Genomic DNA, 15626 nt, shown 5'->3' on the forward strand with positions numbered 1-15626 from the left:
TTTTCTTTTTATAACCGGTGATGATTCAAAATTAAGGAACTCTTTCTTTTGTTGAGTTACAATTATTACATAACCTATTTAAGTTCTTTATATATAATGTATATGGCCATGAAAAGCACAAAAAAACCAAAGCTTTTTTTAAGTTTATTTCCACTTATTAACTTCGAAAAGTAGGTGCCTAAAACAATACCAATAATTGATATACCTGTAAACGTTAATAGAAACGTCCATTCTATATCTAGTGTTTGCATATCTCCTGTAAAGCCAATTAGCGAGTTGATGGTTACAATAATTAAAGAGGTTCCTACAGCTTTTTTCATGGGGATGTTTGCCCAAAGTACCAAGGCAGGAACATATAAAAAACCGCCGCCTGCTCCAATTAATCCCGTAATAGTTCCAATAACTAAGCCTTGAACAAAGGTTTTGTAATAGGGTTGTTTTATAGCAACAATGTCATCCTCATCTTTTCCTTTTTTTATCATAGAAATTGATGCTATAAGCATAATTATGGCAAAGAAAATCATAACACTCATTTCTTTGGTAATAGCGAAATCACCAAAATTAAAAAGTGTTTCTGGAATGTTTGGAACTAAATAGCGTCGTGATAAATAAACAGCTATAAAGGAAGGAAAGGAAAATGCTAGTCCTGTTTTTACATCTACAAGGCCTTCTTTAAATTTTTGAATGGTTCCAACAAGTGATGTTGTGCCTACCACAAAAAGTGAGTAGGCTGTGGCTATTATGGGGTTGTAGCCTAGTAAATACACCAGTAGAGGTACGGTTAATATTGAACCGCCACCGCCAATAAGTCCTAGAACTAGGCCAACAATGAGAGCCCCCACATAACCTATAATTTGTGCACTATCCATTTAATGAGGTAATTTGTTTTTAAGAACCCCATATAGAAAGGTGCCTAATAATGCCGCAAGTATTGCAACTATAATGCTCGTTGCTCCTGTGCCTAATAGAATATATAAAGGACCGGGACATGCTCCAATAAGTGCCCAACCTAAACCGAAAATTGTTCCTCCAATAATGTAACGCGTAAAACCATTTTCTTTATCTGGTATGGAAATGTTATGCCCTGTTAGGTTTTTTATGTAGCCTCTTTTAGTAAGTTGCACAAATAAAATACCTGTTGCTACTGCTGTTCCTATAATACCATACATGTGAAAGGATTGAAATCGAAACATTTCGTAAATGCGATACCAGGAAACAGCTTCGGATTTTACCAATACAATACCGAAAAGTATGCCTACGAGTAAGAATTTTGTAAATTTCATGTTTAAAAAATTAGTGGTAAAATAAGGTTCGTCATTATTAAACCTCCTATAAAGAAGCCGATTACAGCTATTAGTGATGGTTTTTGCAAGTTGCTCAGGCCTGTTATTGCGTGGCCAGAAGTACAACCGCCTGCGTAACGTGTTCCAAAACCTACTAGTACACCTCCTATAATTAGTATAATTAAGGTTTTTGGAGATTTTAGTGATTCCAGACTAAATAATTCACTAGGTAATAGTGAAGCTCCTGCGTTTTGGAAACCCATATTTTGGAGTTCGGCCACAGTGTTTGGGTTTAAGTCTATTGGTGTATTATTAGATAAATACTGCGTTGCTATAAAACCGCCTATAATGGCTCCAAGGACTACCGTTAGATTCCATAATTGGTCTTTCCAATTGAATTTAAAAAAATCTGAAATTCTCCCTGCTCCACCTATAGCACATAATGTTTTAAGGTTTGATGACATTCCGAAGGTTTTGCCAAAATAGAGCAGAAGCGCCATGACTAAGGCTATTATTGGGCCAGAAATATACCACGGCCAAGGGTTTAAGAGGGTTTGCATACTTTTTATTTAGTGCAAAAATAGGGGCTTGAACGGGTTTCTTATGTAATAAATGTTACTTAGTTTTATTTTTAAGTGTAAGTGGTTTTATGTGAGTTGGTTATGATGTATTTTTTGTTTGTACCCGTGGTATTTAATAGTTTTTGAAAACTTTATTTACTACTTATAGTGAGTAATGTTGATTTCTGGTTTTAGCCTTTGGTTGCTTGTAATTGCGCTAGGGGTAGAACAGAAAAGCCCACAGCATGTGCTATGATAATTGCGCTAGCGAGGACATGTAACGGATAGCCCGACTCAGGTCCTGAACATGTTTCAGGATAACGGGAGCGCTCAAAGTTTTTAAAGTATTTCTATTTTATTTCGGCTTAGCTTTATTTTATTTTCATTTTCTAATTGTTTTAATAATCTTGAAATTACTACGCGCGATGTGTGCAGGTCTTCGGCTATATCTTGATGTTTTACAATTATGGTGTTGTCTCCACTAAGGTTTACTTTGTTTTGAAGGTGATTATAGAGACGCTGGTCCATTTTTAAGAATGCAATGTTGTCTATGGTTTCGAGCATTTCATTAAAGCGTGTTTGGTAACTTTCTAAGATAAAATTACGCCAGCTATGGTTGGTGTGGAACCAGGCTTGTATGTTCTCTACTGGTATAAGTACTAAACTTGAATTAGTTTCGGCTACGGCTCTTATTTTGCTTTTCGTGGATCCCATACAACAGGTAAGTGACATGGTGCAGGTTTCTCCGGTTTCTAGAAAATAGATAAGAAGGTCGTTACCTTCTGTATCTTCACGTAGTATTTTGATTGTACCACTAAGTAGTAAAGGAATATATTTTAATTGCTGATTGATGTCTATTATAATATCATTTTTTTCAAAGGTTTTGAAACTTCCGATTTTTAAAATTTCTTCTATAATCTCTTGATCCAGAAGCGGACTAAATTTTTCTTTTAATAGTACTTTTTCCATATTCAAAAATAATCATAAAAAAGTTTAAAAAAAATTTGGTTATCATTTATTAAAAGATGTATATTTGCACCCACGAAAAAAGGCCTCGTGGCGCAACTGAATAGCGCACTTGATTACGGCTCAAGAGGTTACTGGTTTGAATCCAGTCGAGGTCACGAAATTAAAGCTTCCATGAAAATGGAGGCTTTTTTTATGTCTTTAATCGAGAGCATTTTTTGTTACGTAAACACGCCAACCAATTATAGCTAATTGTAGTTTATTGGCTTTAGATAAATCGAGTTGTTTTTTAGAATAACTAGGTAAGATTGCTTTATTAACCTTTGCTAAAATTTTGAATACTTGCTTTTGCATGTGTTACCACTTTTTTGTAAAAATAGTAAAACTTATTCTAGACTAAGTTTTACTTGTTTTGTGGTTAAAGGCTTGTAATGATTGTGATTAATAAATCGATTGCAAGTTTGGCAAGTGTCATCATAATGTTTTAGTTTTAAAGGGTTAGTGTTATACTCAGTTTTTCGATTGAGATTTCAATATATATTTTTAAGAAGCTATCTTCCAAGTGTTTCTATTAAAATCGATGAAATTGCATATGAATTTGTAAGTATAAAAACCAATTTTGTTTTAATATTTGAGTGACCTGCTTTGAATGTGTTGTGTGTTTTAACTTAAAAGTGTTAATTTGGTTTGTATTTGTAACTTTTTAAGGGCTTTTTTTAACTGTAATTTTGAAACCAAGGGAGATTTGGCGTTTAGTAAGTGCTTTTTTTAATGTTTCATCTTTTTTATAATTTAAAACACAAAAAAAAGACACTCATTGCTGAGTGTCTTAAATTTTTAATTTGTGTGATTCCGAATTTATTTTTTTGTATAAATCTCGATAACTCCATGTTTAGCTTTTTCGCCATATTTCTCGGTTGCATTTTCATTTTTTAAAACATTCATGGATTTTATCGTGTTTTGGTCAATGGTTTCTAGTTCGTCGTAATCGATTTCTAGATTGTCCACATATACTAACGGTCGTTTTTCTTTTTTAACGTCTAAGTTATTTTCCTTTTTTACAACTTTAATTGTGTTGCTCGTTTTTCCGTAGCTTGTTACTGTTGCGCTGCTCATTCCGTTTTCTTTTGCAGAACTAACATTTTTTGTTGTTGTAATTTCTATAACGCCATTTTTTCCTTTATCGCCATATTTCTCGGTGGCAGATTCTCCTTTAAGTGCATTAATGTATTTCACGCTATCCTTCATTAAAGTAAATCCTTTCTCTGTAATAACTTTATTATCTATAACATATAAAGGGTTTTTATCTGTTTGAATTAGGGCTTTTGCTAATGCCGGAGCTATATTAGAAACTTGATTTGCCTGGTTGTCTATTGTAATGCTGTGCGTTTTTTTATCAATAGTAATTTTTATGGTTTTTAGCGGATCGGGTGAGTTGGTTTTGAAATTAGAATTATGTGAATTCTTGTAGCTCACCGTTATGCTAATGGAAGTAATATTATTAGCCGAATTTCTTTTAATATTTTTTATATCTAGAGTATACCCGTTTTCTTTTAGTTTAGTTGTGAGCTTTTGTAAATCATCGTCCGAGCTGTCTTTATTGATATAAACGCTTAATAAATTCTCGGCATTTAATGATTTAGTTGTGTGCGCGTCGTTGTGAGAAGTATGGTTAATTGTAATTTCTTTTGTATTAAAGCTCATTATAAATACGCACAAGAGTGGCATTATTAATAGGTGTTTAAGTAAATTAATGTTGTTCGATTTTGATTTTTGTAACATAACGATTCGTTTTTTGATTAATGATGTGTGAAAATTATTTGTTAAAGCCATTTGATGAGATGGCAAGCTTGTTTTTAGTAAGGTGATTTGATATGTTTTTTTACAATCTATTTGATGTTGAGTTTCATTATCGGCTATAAATTCTAAATTTTGTTTTAAAGCTTTGTTGTAAAACCATATAAACGGATTAAACCATAGCGCAATACAGCTAAGTTGTGTGAGTAAAACATCGATAGAGTGTTTTTGATTAGCATGAATTTTTTCGTGAATTAGAATTTGTTCTAACTCGTTGTTGTTAAAGTTCTTCGGGTTAAAAACAATCCAGTTGAAAAAAGAAAAAGGAGATATGTTTTTGTGTGTTTTAATGTAAGTGTATTTACCGTTTTTCTCTTTTTTACTTTTCGAGATTACTAAAGTTAAAGCGGTAAGTTGTATTAAAAACCGAATAGAAAAACCGATAACTCCTAATAAATATATTGTGGGTAAATAATCTAATATACTAAATGGTGTTTCTATATTTTCGGAAATCTCCGTAGGGATATTATTGAAATTTGGTATGTCTACTGGAGTATATTCCACATAAATAGGAATCACTAAAAAAGGCAACACAAATGCTGTTAAAATGCCGAGTATTAAAAACCATCTATTCTGGTTAAAAAAAGTCTCGCGTTGCAAAAAGACTTTGTAACTTAAATAGAAAATGGCTAATAAAGCAGATGCTTTTAAAAGATATTCCATAATTAATTGTCTTTTTCAATGAGTTTAATAATCTCTTTAAGCTCGTCTACGCTAATCTTTTCCTCTTTAGCAAAAAAGGAAACCATGTTTTTATAAGAGTTGTTAAAATAGTTGTTAATGGCGGTATTCATAAACCCTTTTCTGTAATCTTCTTTAGAAATAATAGGGTAGTATTGGTGGGTTTTCCCGTAAGCGTTGTAAGACACATAGCCTTTTTCTTCTAAATTTCTAATAATGGTAGAAAGCGTGTTGTAATGCGGTTTATCTTTCTTTATTTCAGCTAATACATCTTTTACAAAAGCTTTTTCTAGTTTCCATAAAATGTGCATTATTTCTTCTTCTTTATTTGTTAATTTCTCCATTTAGATTAATACGTTAATTATCAGTACTCAACAAATATACAACTATTTTTTTAGTTATAAAACTAAATATGTAGTTATTTAACTATAATTTAAGTTTTCAAAAAAAAGTATGACTTATTACTTTTCATTTTTAGTTTCAATTATCTTCGCAAAAAATTATAGTTATGAGTTTACTTTGGGTTATCCTTGGTTTTATTTTATTAGTTATTGGTGGCGAGTTTTTAGTTAGAGCATCTGTAGCCTTATCTTTTAAGTTTAATATCTCTAAAATGGTAATCGGGATGACGGTAGTTTCTTTTGCGACTTCGGCTCCCGAATTATTGGTAAGTTTACAAGCTGCGTTATCTGGTTCTCCTGCTATAGCTATAAATAATGTTGTAGGTTCTAATATCGCAAACATTGGTTTGGTTTTAGGAATAACGGCTATGGTGAGTGTAATTGCTGTAGATAAGTCGTTTTACAAATTGAATTGGCCTGTGATGATGGTGTTTTCTATAGCGTTGTATTATTTTTTAGAAAACGACAATGTATTAACGGCTATAGAAGGTGGTATTCTATTTTCAGGACTCGTCGTGTTTTTAATATATTTAATCAAAACAGCTAAAAAAGATGCCGTATCTGATGAGGTCGATGATACCTTAGCAGCCGTTTCTAACTTTAAAATAGGTTTGTGGCTATTAATAGGCGCTGCGGCCCTTTATTTTGGTAGTGAATGGTTAGTAGAGGGCTCTAAAGCTATTGCTCGATCTATTGGTGTCTCTGAGGCCGTTATTGGTGTATCTCTAATTGCTATTGGAACTAGCGTTCCTGAATTGGCTGCATCTGTTATTGCCGCGGCTAAGCAAGAAAAAGCAATTTCTTTAGGAAACTTAATTGGCTCTAATATTTTTAATATCGCTTCAGTTTTGGGTTTAACAGCCATGATAAAACCTATTCCAGTTACCGAACCTTCTATTTTAAGTACTGATGTTTTTTGGATGCTTGGTTTTTCGGCTATTTTAATTCCGTTAATATTTCTTCCAAAGCGTTTACAAATTAGCAGACTTAAAGGTTTTCTTTTGGTTGTAGGTTATGGTATTTTTATGTTTTTGGTATTTACCGGAAAATAGATTGGTAAGAGTATGATTAAAATAGAAAAAGCAACAATTAATGATGCGAAATTAATTGCTAAAATTGGGTGCCAAACTTTTTTAGAATCTCACGGAAATAGTGCATCGGAAGTTGATGTTAAAAATTTTGTTGATAAAACTTATCATGAAAAAGCCATAGTTGAAGAGTTTAAAAACAAGAATGTTCAGTATTATATTATTTCTGTTGGGAGTGAAATAGCAGGCTTTACAAAGATAGAGTTGAATGTTGCAAGCCAATGGGTTAAAGAAAGTGCTATTACTAAATTAGATCGTCTTTACTTATTGGAAGAATTTCACGGTATAACATTAGGAGTGAAACTTCTTAATTTTATTATTGAAACATCTAAACAGCACAACCAAAAAGGGATTTGGCTTGCGGTTTGGGTTGAGAATAACAAAGCCATAGGGTTTTATACCAAAAATGGATTTAAAGTTGTTGGAGATTACCTATTTAAAATATCCGATACACATTCAAATCCTAATCATATTATGTATTTAAGTTTTTAATTTAGCTTTTAAATTTGATAATTTTTTCACGTTTACTTAGAAAGTTTGGGTTCAAAACCATTGATAATACTTAGATTTACACTTTTAAATAACATCAATGAGGCAAACTTTAGAAGCATTAAAAGGAGGTGAATTAATAGGGGTAAAAACACTAAAACTAGCTTGTGGCTTAAAAGAATTTCCAGAAGAAATTTTTACGCTGGCCGAAACGTTAGAGGTTTTAGATTTATCGGATAATAAATTGAGTGAATTACCTGAAGATATTTATAAGCTTAAACATCTACGAATTATATTTTTTGCAAGGAATAATTTTAAGGAGTTTCCAAGTGCACTTGCAAAATGTCCAAGTTTAAATATGATTGGTTTTAAATCGAACCAAATTAAAACAGTGCCAGAATATGCATTTCCACCATTATTAAATTGGTTGATTTTAACTGATAATAAAATTGAAAAACTTCCAAAAAGTATTGGTGATTCCGTATTGCTTCAAAAATGCGCTCTCGCCGGTAATTTAATTGAAGAATTACCTATTGAAATGAAAGCATGCCTGAATTTAGAACTCATTCGGTTTTCGGCTAACCAATTGAAGTCTATTCCAGAATGGTTTTTTGAGTTGCCTAAATTATCATGGGTTGCTTTTGGAGGTAATCCAGCAGCCGAAAAGATAGAAGCAGAGGAAGATTTTGAATCTTTTGATTGGAGCAATTTTTCTGTTAAAGAATTATTAGGTGAAGGAGCTTCGGGCTTTATTTCGAAGGCTTACTGGAAATCAGAAAATAAGGATATTGCAATAAAGGTGTTTAAGGGCGATGTTACTAGCGATGGTTTGCCTGATGACGAAATGGCAATTTCTATTGCAGCAGGAACTCATGAGAATTTAATTCCTGTTTTAGGAAAAATTAAAAACCATCCAGACGATAAAATAGGGTTAATTATGACGTTGATTTCTCCAGATTACGTCAATTTAGGAAATCCGCCAAGTTTACAAACCTGCACACGCGATGTATTTGATGAAACTTCTGTTTTTAATGCAGAGGAGTTATTAAAAATTGTAAAAAGTATCGCTTCAGTTTGCGAGCAGTTACATAAAAATGGTATTAACCATGGTGATTTGTATGCTCATAATATATTAGTGAATGCATCGGCAGATTGTCTTCTAGGCGATTTTGGCGCAGCTTCTTTTTACGATGTTAATTCTGAGCTTGCTTATGCTGTTGAGCGTGTAGAAGTGCGTGCTTATGCTTGTTTAGTAGAAGATGTGTTAGGTCTTGTTCGTGAAAATGACATGAATAGTGAACTTCTCGAAAAATGGCAAAAATTAATCGCTGATTGTACAAGTAGCGATGTTAGATTGCGACCAGGCTTTTCTGATATTTTAGAGGTTCTGGATGAGTTTTGATAAGGTTTTTAACGTGTAAATGTTGTTTTATTTCGTGACAAATTTTTTATAGAAGCGTTATTGTACAGCTTTAAAATTTCCAAAAATCAAAGAGGTTAATAGTAACCCTAATCCTATTCCCATAAAAGAACCTTTCGCAAAATCTGATAATTCAATAAATTGAGAAAATATTTGAGAAATCGCAATTACAGACATTCCAATGGATAGGAGAATTAGTGTTTGTTTTTTCGTTATTTTTTTCATTTTAGCTTTTATAGTTAGTATTAACTTTATAATATTTGTTACATATTTTAAGGTTAATTTCTTAATTAAAACGAAGATTAACTCCAATTTGCCCTGGAGCGAAAGATAAATCCCAATTTACCTTCTTAGTGTTGTTATTGTATTTTTGTTTATAGCGAGCATCTAAATACTTATCGATAGACTCTACAATTAAAATACTCATTACTGTGCCTAGTGCAACATCGGAAAACCAATGTTTACTTATTACTATTCTTGTAAATCCAGGAATCATGCCTATAGTGTAAATACCTGCTTTTATCCATGGACTCTTAAATTGTTTGGCAATGGCATAGGCATTCCCAAACGATAAAACGGTATGGCCAGAGAAAAAGGAATCGTAATTATTAACTTTTTTTAGTAATAAAGGATCAAAACTATTCGCTGAATCTCCAGTTAATGGTCGAGATCTTCCTAGAACACGTACGGTAACTTGCTGTAAAAATCCGCCTGTAATCGTGGAAGCTAGCATTAAAACACCTGTTCTTCTAATTTTTTCGTTTTTAATAAATAAACCCGTAAAATATACAGCACCGCTAAGGCTATAGTTTCCTTCAGGATTAGCTGTTTTGCCACCAAAATGTAGTACGTTGTTAGGAATAGAACTTCGAAAACCATCAGACCAATGGTCTATTTCATCATCAACAAAGGTTAATAGAGCTGTTCCAGCTGCTATTCCAGCAAAGTCTACCCATTGTTTACCTTTCCATTGTGTTGGTCTGCTAAAAGCATAACCAACACCTTTTCCAACACTACCCATATCGTATTTAAAGGTCTGCCAGATTGTTTGATCTTTAAATGATTCATTTGTGTTTTGCCCGTTCATGAAGCTTGAACAGAACAATAAAAAGACTATAAGTGTTTTCTTCATGCGGTTTTTTAAGTTGGGGATGCAAATATAGTAATATACTAATGATGGCGAACATTTTTTATGCGCATTGAGGTTTTGCGATATTTATGGAGGTCTGCTGGTATGTTTAATTTGTAATAGAGAAGAATGTTGGGTGTGCTAATTTTATAAAACTTCTACCAGAAGGATAAAGTTTTATAAGAATGGCAATAATTTTTATGAGCGATGACCTTAGCGGAGATTTGCGTTAGGGATTGATGCGACATCCTTTTTTGTGCTAGCCTTTATTATAATGAAGTGGAGATCACTTATTTTTTATCCAAATATAATTAAGAATATAAATAGTTGCAGCGCAAATAAAGATACAGCGGAAAGCCCGACCCTTGGGGAACGCCCAGACTATAATTCAATTAAAAATTATCTAGATTTTAAGTATAATAAAAGCGCTAACAAATACATGTTAGCGCTCTTATTATGAACAAAATGTTATACTATAGCGTATTAAACTTTAGCAGATTTAACTGTTTTCACAATTCTTGCTGCAATTTTGTATGGATCTGCGTTTGAAGCAGGACGTCTATCTTCTAACCAGCCTTTCCAGCCTTTTTCTACTGCGATTAAAGGAATACGAATTGAAGCTCCTCTATCTGAAATTCCCCAAGAGAAATCTGTAATAGCTGCAGTTTCGTGTAAACCTGTTAAACGTTGGTCGTTAAACTCACCGTAAACAGCAATGTGTTCTTTTACTACTGGGCGGAAAGCTTCGCATATTGCAGCGTAAGTTTCTTTGTCACCACAAGTTCTTAAAATCTCGTTAGAGAAGTTTGCGTGCATACCAGAACCATTCCAATCCATATCTTTACCTAATGGTTTTGGGTGGTACTCGATGTAGTAACCATATTTTTCAGTTAAACGATCTAATAAATATCTTGAAATCCAAAGTTCGTCACCAGCTAATTTAGCGCCTTTTGCGAATAATTGGTATTCCCATTGCCCTGAAGCAACCTCTTGGTTAATTCCTTCGAAGTTTAAACCTGCGGCAATACATAAATCTGCATGTTCTTCAACGAAATCTCTACCATGTGTATTTTTACCACCAACAGAGCAGTAGTACATACCTTGTGGAGCAGGATAACCACCTACAGGGAAACCTAAAGGTAATTGAGTTTTAGTATCCATAATGAAATATTCTTGTTCGAAACCAAACCAGAAATCATTATCATCATCATCAATAGTAGCTCTACCATTAGATACGTGTGGCGTTCCATCAGCATTCATAACTTCAGTCATAACTAAATAACCGTTGATACGATCTGGATCTGGATAGATTGCAACAGGAACTAATAAACAGTCAGACGATCCGCCTTCTGCTTGTCTAGTAGATGAACCATCAAAAGACCAGTTTCCTATTTCTTCTAATGTCCCTTTGAAGTCTTCATGCTCTTCAACTTTAGTTTTACTTCTTAAGTTTTGAGTAGGGTGGTAACCATCTAACCAAAGGTATTCTAATTTAATTTTTGCCATAATAAATATTTTATAATTGAAATATTGATAATAATATCACAAATATATATTTTTAAGTTTTTACTACATATTTATTAGGGGTGTTTTAACAAAAGTGTGACTTGTTTTTATTTATACCCTACTTTTTTCGGGATTATTTTAAAAAAAGTTGATTATTTATTGAAAATACTGAAAAAGTGTTAATAATATATTTAAGGATTTTACGGAATTCTTGATTTTGGTGCCTATTTTTGCCGTAAAGTTTAATACTGTTGATCAGAATTAAATATTTTAAGGGTTATATTGAAGAATTATTAGAATATATAAAATAGCTTTAGAAAATGTCTACATTAAGATTTCATGCTGTAAAAGAATCGTTGGCCTACAAACCTGTACATATAGAGGAAAAAGAAAGGCGCTCAGACTTATTTGGTAAAAATGTTTTTAACGAAAATACTATGCGTCAATATTTAACCAAAGATGCTTTTAATGGCGTTATGAATGCTATTAGTCATGGTAAAAAAATAGACCGAAGTATTGCCGACCAGGTATCATCTTCCATGAAAGATTGGGCTTTATCTAAAGGGGTTACGCATTACACGCATTGGTTTCAGCCATTAACGGGTGCAACTGCCGAAAAGCACGATGCTTTTTTTGAAACTATTGGTGGAGGTATGGCTATTGAAAAATTTGGCGGCGACCAATTGGTGCAGCAAGAGCCAGATGCTTCTAGCTTTCCAAATGGTGGTATTAGAAACACATTTGAAGCGCGTGGTTATACAGCTTGGGATCCTACATCACCCGCTTTTATTTATCAAACAACATTGTGTATACCAACTATTTTTGTGGCTTATACGGGTGAAGCTTTAGATTTTAAAACACCTTTACTTCGCGCACTTAATGCAGTAGATACTGCTGCTACGGCTGTGTGTCGTTATTTTGATAAAAACGTGAAAAAAGTAACCAGTTCTTTAGGTTGGGAGCAGGAGTATTTTTTAATAGATAAAATGCTGGCTGCTAGCCGTCCAGATATTACTCTTACAGGCCGCACTATGCTTGGGCATTCGGCAGCAAAAGGGCAGCAGTTAGACGATCATTATTTTGGATCGATACCTAACCGCGCTTTAAATTTTATGCGCGAACTAGAAACAGAATGTATGCTTCTGGGTATTCCGGTAAAAACAAGGCATAATGAGGTGGCACCTAATCAATTTGAATTGGCTCCAATTTATGAAGAGGCCAACTTAGCAGTAGACCATAACTCGCTTTTAATGGATTTAATGGGGCGTGTAGCATCGCGACATAATTTTAAAGTGTTATTTCATGAAAAACCATTTGCTGGAATGAATGGGTCTGGTAAGCACAACAACTGGTCGCTTTCTACAGATACTGGTGTTAATTTGTTAGGCCCAGGAAAGACACCGATGAGTAACTTGCAGTTTCTTACTTTTTTTATAAACACAATAAAGGCTGTTTATAAACATGAAGCTCTATTGCGCGCCTCTGTAGCATCGGCAAGTAACGATCACCGTTTGGGAGCTAGTGAAGCACCACCGGCCATTATGTCGGTTTTTATTGGTGAGCAACTTACCAAAGTTTTAGACGAGTTGGAAGGCGTAACCAAAGGGAAATTATCGCCGCAAGAAAAAACAGAACTAAAGCTTAATGTTATTGGTAAAATTCCTGATGTTTTACTCGATAATACAGATAGAAACAGAACATCGTCTTTTGCTTTTACAGGAAATAAATTTGAATTTAGGGCTGTAGGCTCTACTGCAAACTGTGGCAACCCAATGACGGTTTTAAATACTATTGTTGCAAAGCAATTAAAAGATTTTAAGGTTGAAGTCGATGCTTTAATCAATAAAAAAGATTTAAAAAAGGATGAGGCCGTTTTTAATGTATTGCGAGAATATATTAAGGATACTAAAGCTATTTTGTTTGAAGGTAATGGTTATGGTAAACCATGGGAAGTGGAAGCTAAAAAGCGTGGCTTAAGCCATAATAAAACCACACCCGAAGCTCTATCTGCTAAAATATCTAAGGAAACCATTGATTTATTTGAAGAAATGAATGTAATGAGTAGGGTGGAAACTCAAGCGCGTTACGAAATTGAAATGGAAGCATATAGCAAGCACATACAAATAGAAGGCCGTGTTTTAGGTGATATTGCTCGAAATCACATTGTTCCAACAGCCATAAAATATCAAAATATTTTAATTAAAAATGTTCGCGGATTAAAAGAGATTTTTGAGGAGAAATATCATGATGTTTCTAAAGAGCAAGTACTATTAATAGAGGAAATTTCGAATCATATCGCTGGTATTAACTCAAATGTTACCAAAATGGTAGATCAACGAAGAAAAGCAAATGCTATAGCTGATATTGAAAAGCGCGCTTTAGCTTATGCTAAAAAGGTAAAACCACTTTTTGATGATATTCGTTATCATTGTGATAAATTGGAAATGTTGGTTGATGATGAAATTTGGCCATTAACCAAGTATCGCGAGTTATTATTTACAAGATAACTAAAACTTGAAGCCTTTTTAGTAGAGAAATTAAATATTAAAAAAGATGTACTTCTCTTTTAGTTAGTTTTTACTTAAAAATATAAATAATTAAAAATAAAAAAGGTATTAATCCAATAAATACTAAAACTTCTAAAATCCTGCTTTAAAAAAGTGGGGTTTTTTCATTCAAAAAAGTAAATTTGCAAAACAATAAATTATTATGAGTCAAGAAGTTTCAAAACGATACGCACAACGAGGAGTTTCAGCATCAAAAGAAGATGTTCACAATGCTATAAAAAATATAGATAAAGGTTTGTTTCCAAAAGCCTTCTGTAAAATAGTTCCTGATTATTTAACTAATGATGATGATTACTGTTTGGTAATGCACGCCGATGGAGCAGGTACAAAATCGTCCTTGGCTTATATGTATTGGAAAGAAACGGGAGATGTTTCTGTTTGGAAAGGTATTGCTCAAGATGCGTTAATAATGAATATTGACGATTTGTTGTGTATTGGTGCGACAGATAATATTATGCTATCGTCTACTATTGGTAGAAACAAAAGCTTAATTCCAGGAGAAGTGCTTTCGGCTATTATAAATGGTACCGAAGAACTTTTGGAAGATTTAAAATCTTTTGGAGTAACCATACATTCTACAGGTGGTGAAACTGCCGATGTTGGAGATTTGGTTAGAACTATAATAGTAGATTCTACGGTAACAGCCCGTATGAAACGTAGTGATGTTATAGATAATGCCAATATAAAAGCTGGCGATGTTATTGTAGGTTTAGAAAGTTTTGGACAAGCATCTTACGAGAAAAGCTATAATGGTGGGATGGGAAGTAATGGTTTAACTTCTGCAAGACACGATGTATTTAGTAAATATTTAGCCGAAAAATACCCTGAAAGTTTTGATGCTGCAGTTCCTGAAGACCTAGTGTATTCTGGAGGAGTAAAATTAACAGATTCTGTTAAAGATTCTCCAATAGATGCTGGTAAGCTAGTATTATCACCAACACGAACATATGCACCCATAATTAAGAAAATTTTATCTGAATATACTAGTGATAGCATCCATGGAATGGTACATTGTTCTGGTGGAGCGCAAACTAAAATTCTTCATTTTGTAGATCAATTTCATATAATAAAAGATAATTTATTTCCAATTCCTCCACTTTTCAAGTTAATACAAGAGCAGTCTAAAACCGATTGGAAAGAGATGTACCAGGTTTTTAATTGTGGTCATAGAATGGAGTTATACTTAAGTCCGGAAGTTGCAGAAGATATTATAGCGATATCAAAATCCTTTAATGTAGATGCAAAAATTATCGGTAGAGTAGAAGCTTCTGAAAATAAAAAATTAACTATAAACAGTGAGTTTGGTGATTTTGTTTATCAATAATTAACAGGTAATGCTTTCTTCATGATGTCGAAAAAAGTTATTTTATGGGTTACAGCTTTGCTATCCCTAGCAAGCATATTAACCGTGGCTTTTTTTGATTTGCAAAGTATGCGGAGTATGCGATTTATAAGTGCAGCTGTTATTTTTGTACTATTTATTTGGTTAAAAGGTTACAAAAATGTGTTGTTATTGTTGGCCTTATTTAGTTTTGTTTGTGCCGACTATTTTTTACATTTTTTTGAAACAGCAGTATTCGCGCACATTACGATTTTTTTTAAAGTGCTCGCAACTATATTTCTGTGTTTAGAGATTTTGCCACACATAATAGGTTTAAAATATAAAATGAAAAAGGTGA

Annotated in this window: 15 protein-coding genes and 1 tRNA gene; 6 read left to right on the forward strand and 10 right to left on the reverse strand. The window is 33.2% G+C overall.

The window, feature by feature from the left end; genetic code table 11:
* Window positions 1-74: 74 nt before the first annotated feature.
* From ACJJV4_RS15605 to ACJJV4_RS15620, 4 genes are all read right to left on the reverse strand, one after another.
* Entirely contained in the window at window positions 75-869 is a 795-nt protein-coding gene (locus ACJJV4_RS15605; RefSeq protein WP_405296112.1) for a sulfite exporter TauE/SafE family protein, read from the reverse strand.
* The gene (locus tag ACJJV4_RS15610; RefSeq protein ID WP_405296114.1) at window positions 870-1283 is read right to left on the reverse strand and encodes a DUF6691 family protein; all 414 of its coding nucleotides are present in this window, start codon (window positions 1281-1283) and stop codon (window positions 870-872) included.
* A gap of 2 nt (window positions 1284-1285) precedes the next feature.
* Complete coding sequence (locus ACJJV4_RS15615) at window positions 1286-1843, reverse strand: YeeE/YedE family protein (protein WP_405296116.1); 558 nt, start codon at window positions 1841-1843, stop codon at window positions 1286-1288.
* A 339-nt stretch (window positions 1844-2182) separates the two neighbouring features.
* Window positions 2183-2812 (reverse strand): Crp/Fnr family transcriptional regulator, encoded by a 630-nt coding sequence (locus ACJJV4_RS15620; protein WP_405296118.1) that lies wholly within the window; start codon window positions 2810-2812, stop codon window positions 2183-2185.
* Window positions 2813-2893: 81 nt separating this feature from the next.
* Here ACJJV4_RS15620 and ACJJV4_RS15625 point away from each other — a divergent pair.
* A tRNA-Arg gene (locus tag ACJJV4_RS15625) sits at window positions 2894-2967 on the forward strand.
* Window positions 2968-3010: 43 nt separating this feature from the next.
* Here ACJJV4_RS15625 and ACJJV4_RS15630 read toward each other — a convergent pair.
* The 3 genes from ACJJV4_RS15630 to ACJJV4_RS15640 all read right to left on the reverse strand — a co-directional run bounded on the left by ACJJV4_RS15630 (window position 3011) and on the right by ACJJV4_RS15640 (window position 5691).
* Complete coding sequence (locus ACJJV4_RS15630; RefSeq protein WP_405296120.1) at window positions 3011-3163, reverse strand: SsrA-binding protein; 153 nt, start codon at window positions 3161-3163, stop codon at window positions 3011-3013.
* Between the two features lie 504 nt (window positions 3164-3667).
* On the reverse strand, window positions 3668-5329 hold the full coding sequence (locus tag ACJJV4_RS15635; RefSeq protein WP_405296122.1) for a M56 family metallopeptidase: 1662 nt from the start codon (window positions 5327-5329) through the stop codon (window positions 3668-3670).
* Window positions 5330-5331: 2 nt separating this feature from the next.
* Window positions 5332-5691: a BlaI/MecI/CopY family transcriptional regulator gene (locus ACJJV4_RS15640; protein WP_405296123.1), complete on the reverse strand. Its 360-nt coding sequence runs from the start codon at window positions 5689-5691 to the stop codon at window positions 5332-5334.
* A gap of 164 nt (window positions 5692-5855) precedes the next feature.
* Between ACJJV4_RS15640 and ACJJV4_RS15645 the strand changes: the two genes are divergently transcribed.
* The 3 genes from ACJJV4_RS15645 to ACJJV4_RS15655 all read left to right on the forward strand — a co-directional run bounded on the left by ACJJV4_RS15645 (window position 5856) and on the right by ACJJV4_RS15655 (window position 8727).
* Complete coding sequence (locus tag ACJJV4_RS15645; protein WP_405296124.1) at window positions 5856-6800, forward strand: calcium/sodium antiporter; 945 nt, start codon at window positions 5856-5858, stop codon at window positions 6798-6800.
* Window positions 6801-6812: 12 nt separating this feature from the next.
* Window positions 6813-7328, forward strand: a complete 516-nt coding sequence (locus tag ACJJV4_RS15650) for a GNAT family N-acetyltransferase (RefSeq protein ID WP_405296126.1) — start codon at window positions 6813-6815, stop codon at window positions 7326-7328.
* A gap of 97 nt (window positions 7329-7425) precedes the next feature.
* A complete protein-coding gene (locus ACJJV4_RS15655; protein ID WP_405296128.1) occupies window positions 7426-8727 on the forward strand; it encodes a leucine-rich repeat-containing protein kinase family protein in 1302 nt (433 codons plus the stop codon).
* Window positions 8728-8784: 57 nt separating this feature from the next.
* On the opposite strand, the gene ACJJV4_RS15660 is transcribed toward ACJJV4_RS15655, so the two are convergent.
* From ACJJV4_RS15660 to ACJJV4_RS15670, 3 genes are all read right to left on the reverse strand, one after another.
* Complete coding sequence (locus tag ACJJV4_RS15660; RefSeq protein ID WP_405296130.1) at window positions 8785-8970, reverse strand: hypothetical protein; 186 nt, start codon at window positions 8968-8970, stop codon at window positions 8785-8787.
* 61 nt (window positions 8971-9031) lie between these two features.
* A complete protein-coding gene (locus ACJJV4_RS15665; protein WP_405296132.1) occupies window positions 9032-9877 on the reverse strand; it encodes a phosphatase PAP2 family protein in 846 nt (281 codons plus the stop codon).
* A 480-nt stretch (window positions 9878-10357) separates the two neighbouring features.
* Window positions 10358-11380, reverse strand: coding sequence for a glutamine synthetase beta-grasp domain-containing protein (locus ACJJV4_RS15670; protein ID WP_405296134.1), 1023 nt, complete (start codon window positions 11378-11380; stop codon window positions 10358-10360).
* A 320-nt stretch (window positions 11381-11700) separates the two neighbouring features.
* On the opposite strand from ACJJV4_RS15670, the gene ACJJV4_RS15675 reads away from it, so the two are divergent.
* Together ACJJV4_RS15675 and ACJJV4_RS15680 are read left to right on the forward strand one after the other, a co-directional pair.
* A complete protein-coding gene (locus ACJJV4_RS15675; RefSeq protein ID WP_405296136.1) occupies window positions 11701-13887 on the forward strand; it encodes a glutamine synthetase III in 2187 nt (728 codons plus the stop codon).
* Window positions 13888-14089: 202 nt separating this feature from the next.
* On the forward strand, window positions 14090-15271 hold the full coding sequence (locus ACJJV4_RS15680; protein WP_405296138.1) for an AIR synthase related protein: 1182 nt from the start codon (window positions 14090-14092) through the stop codon (window positions 15269-15271).
* The last annotated feature ends 355 nt before the right edge of the window (window positions 15272-15626 follow it).

Source organism: Algibacter sp. Ld11 (assembly GCF_045066735.1).
Taxonomy (GTDB): Bacteria; Bacteroidota; Bacteroidia; order Flavobacteriales; family Flavobacteriaceae; genus Algibacter.

What these genes read in the sequence shown, in the direction of transcription:
- ACJJV4_RS15605 (WP_405296112.1), bottom strand. Translation starts at nt 869, where the DNA reads ATGGATAGTGCACAAATTATAGGTTATGTGGGGGCTCTCATTGTTGGC.
- ACJJV4_RS15610 (WP_405296114.1), bottom strand. Translation starts at nt 1,283, where the DNA reads ATGAAATTTACAAAATTCTTACTCGTAGGCATACTTTTCGGTATTGTA.
- ACJJV4_RS15615 (WP_405296116.1), bottom strand. Translation starts at nt 1,843, where the DNA reads ATGCAAACCCTCTTAAACCCTTGGCCGTGGTATATTTCTGGCCCAATA.
- ACJJV4_RS15620 (WP_405296118.1), bottom strand. Translation starts at nt 2,812, where the DNA reads ATGGAAAAAGTACTATTAAAAGAAAAATTTAGTCCGCTTCTGGATCAA.
- ACJJV4_RS15630 (WP_405296120.1), bottom strand. Translation starts at nt 3,163, where the DNA reads ATGCAAAAGCAAGTATTCAAAATTTTAGCAAAGGTTAATAAAGCAATC.
- ACJJV4_RS15635 (WP_405296122.1), bottom strand. Translation starts at nt 5,329, where the DNA reads ATGGAATATCTTTTAAAAGCATCTGCTTTATTAGCCATTTTCTATTTA.
- ACJJV4_RS15640 (WP_405296123.1), bottom strand. Translation starts at nt 5,691, where the DNA reads ATGGAGAAATTAACAAATAAAGAAGAAGAAATAATGCACATTTTATGG.
- ACJJV4_RS15645 (WP_405296124.1), top strand. Translation starts at nt 5,856, where the DNA reads ATGAGTTTACTTTGGGTTATCCTTGGTTTTATTTTATTAGTTATTGGT.
- ACJJV4_RS15650 (WP_405296126.1), top strand. Translation starts at nt 6,813, where the DNA reads ATGATTAAAATAGAAAAAGCAACAATTAATGATGCGAAATTAATTGCT.
- ACJJV4_RS15655 (WP_405296128.1), top strand. Translation starts at nt 7,426, where the DNA reads ATGAGGCAAACTTTAGAAGCATTAAAAGGAGGTGAATTAATAGGGGTA.
- ACJJV4_RS15660 (WP_405296130.1), bottom strand. Translation starts at nt 8,970, where the DNA reads ATGAAAAAAATAACGAAAAAACAAACACTAATTCTCCTATCCATTGGA.
- ACJJV4_RS15665 (WP_405296132.1), bottom strand. Translation starts at nt 9,877, where the DNA reads ATGAAGAAAACACTTATAGTCTTTTTATTGTTCTGTTCAAGCTTCATG.
- ACJJV4_RS15670 (WP_405296134.1), bottom strand. Translation starts at nt 11,380, where the DNA reads ATGGCAAAAATTAAATTAGAATACCTTTGGTTAGATGGTTACCACCCT.
- ACJJV4_RS15675 (WP_405296136.1), top strand. Translation starts at nt 11,701, where the DNA reads ATGTCTACATTAAGATTTCATGCTGTAAAAGAATCGTTGGCCTACAAA.
- ACJJV4_RS15680 (WP_405296138.1), top strand. Translation starts at nt 14,090, where the DNA reads ATGAGTCAAGAAGTTTCAAAACGATACGCACAACGAGGAGTTTCAGCA.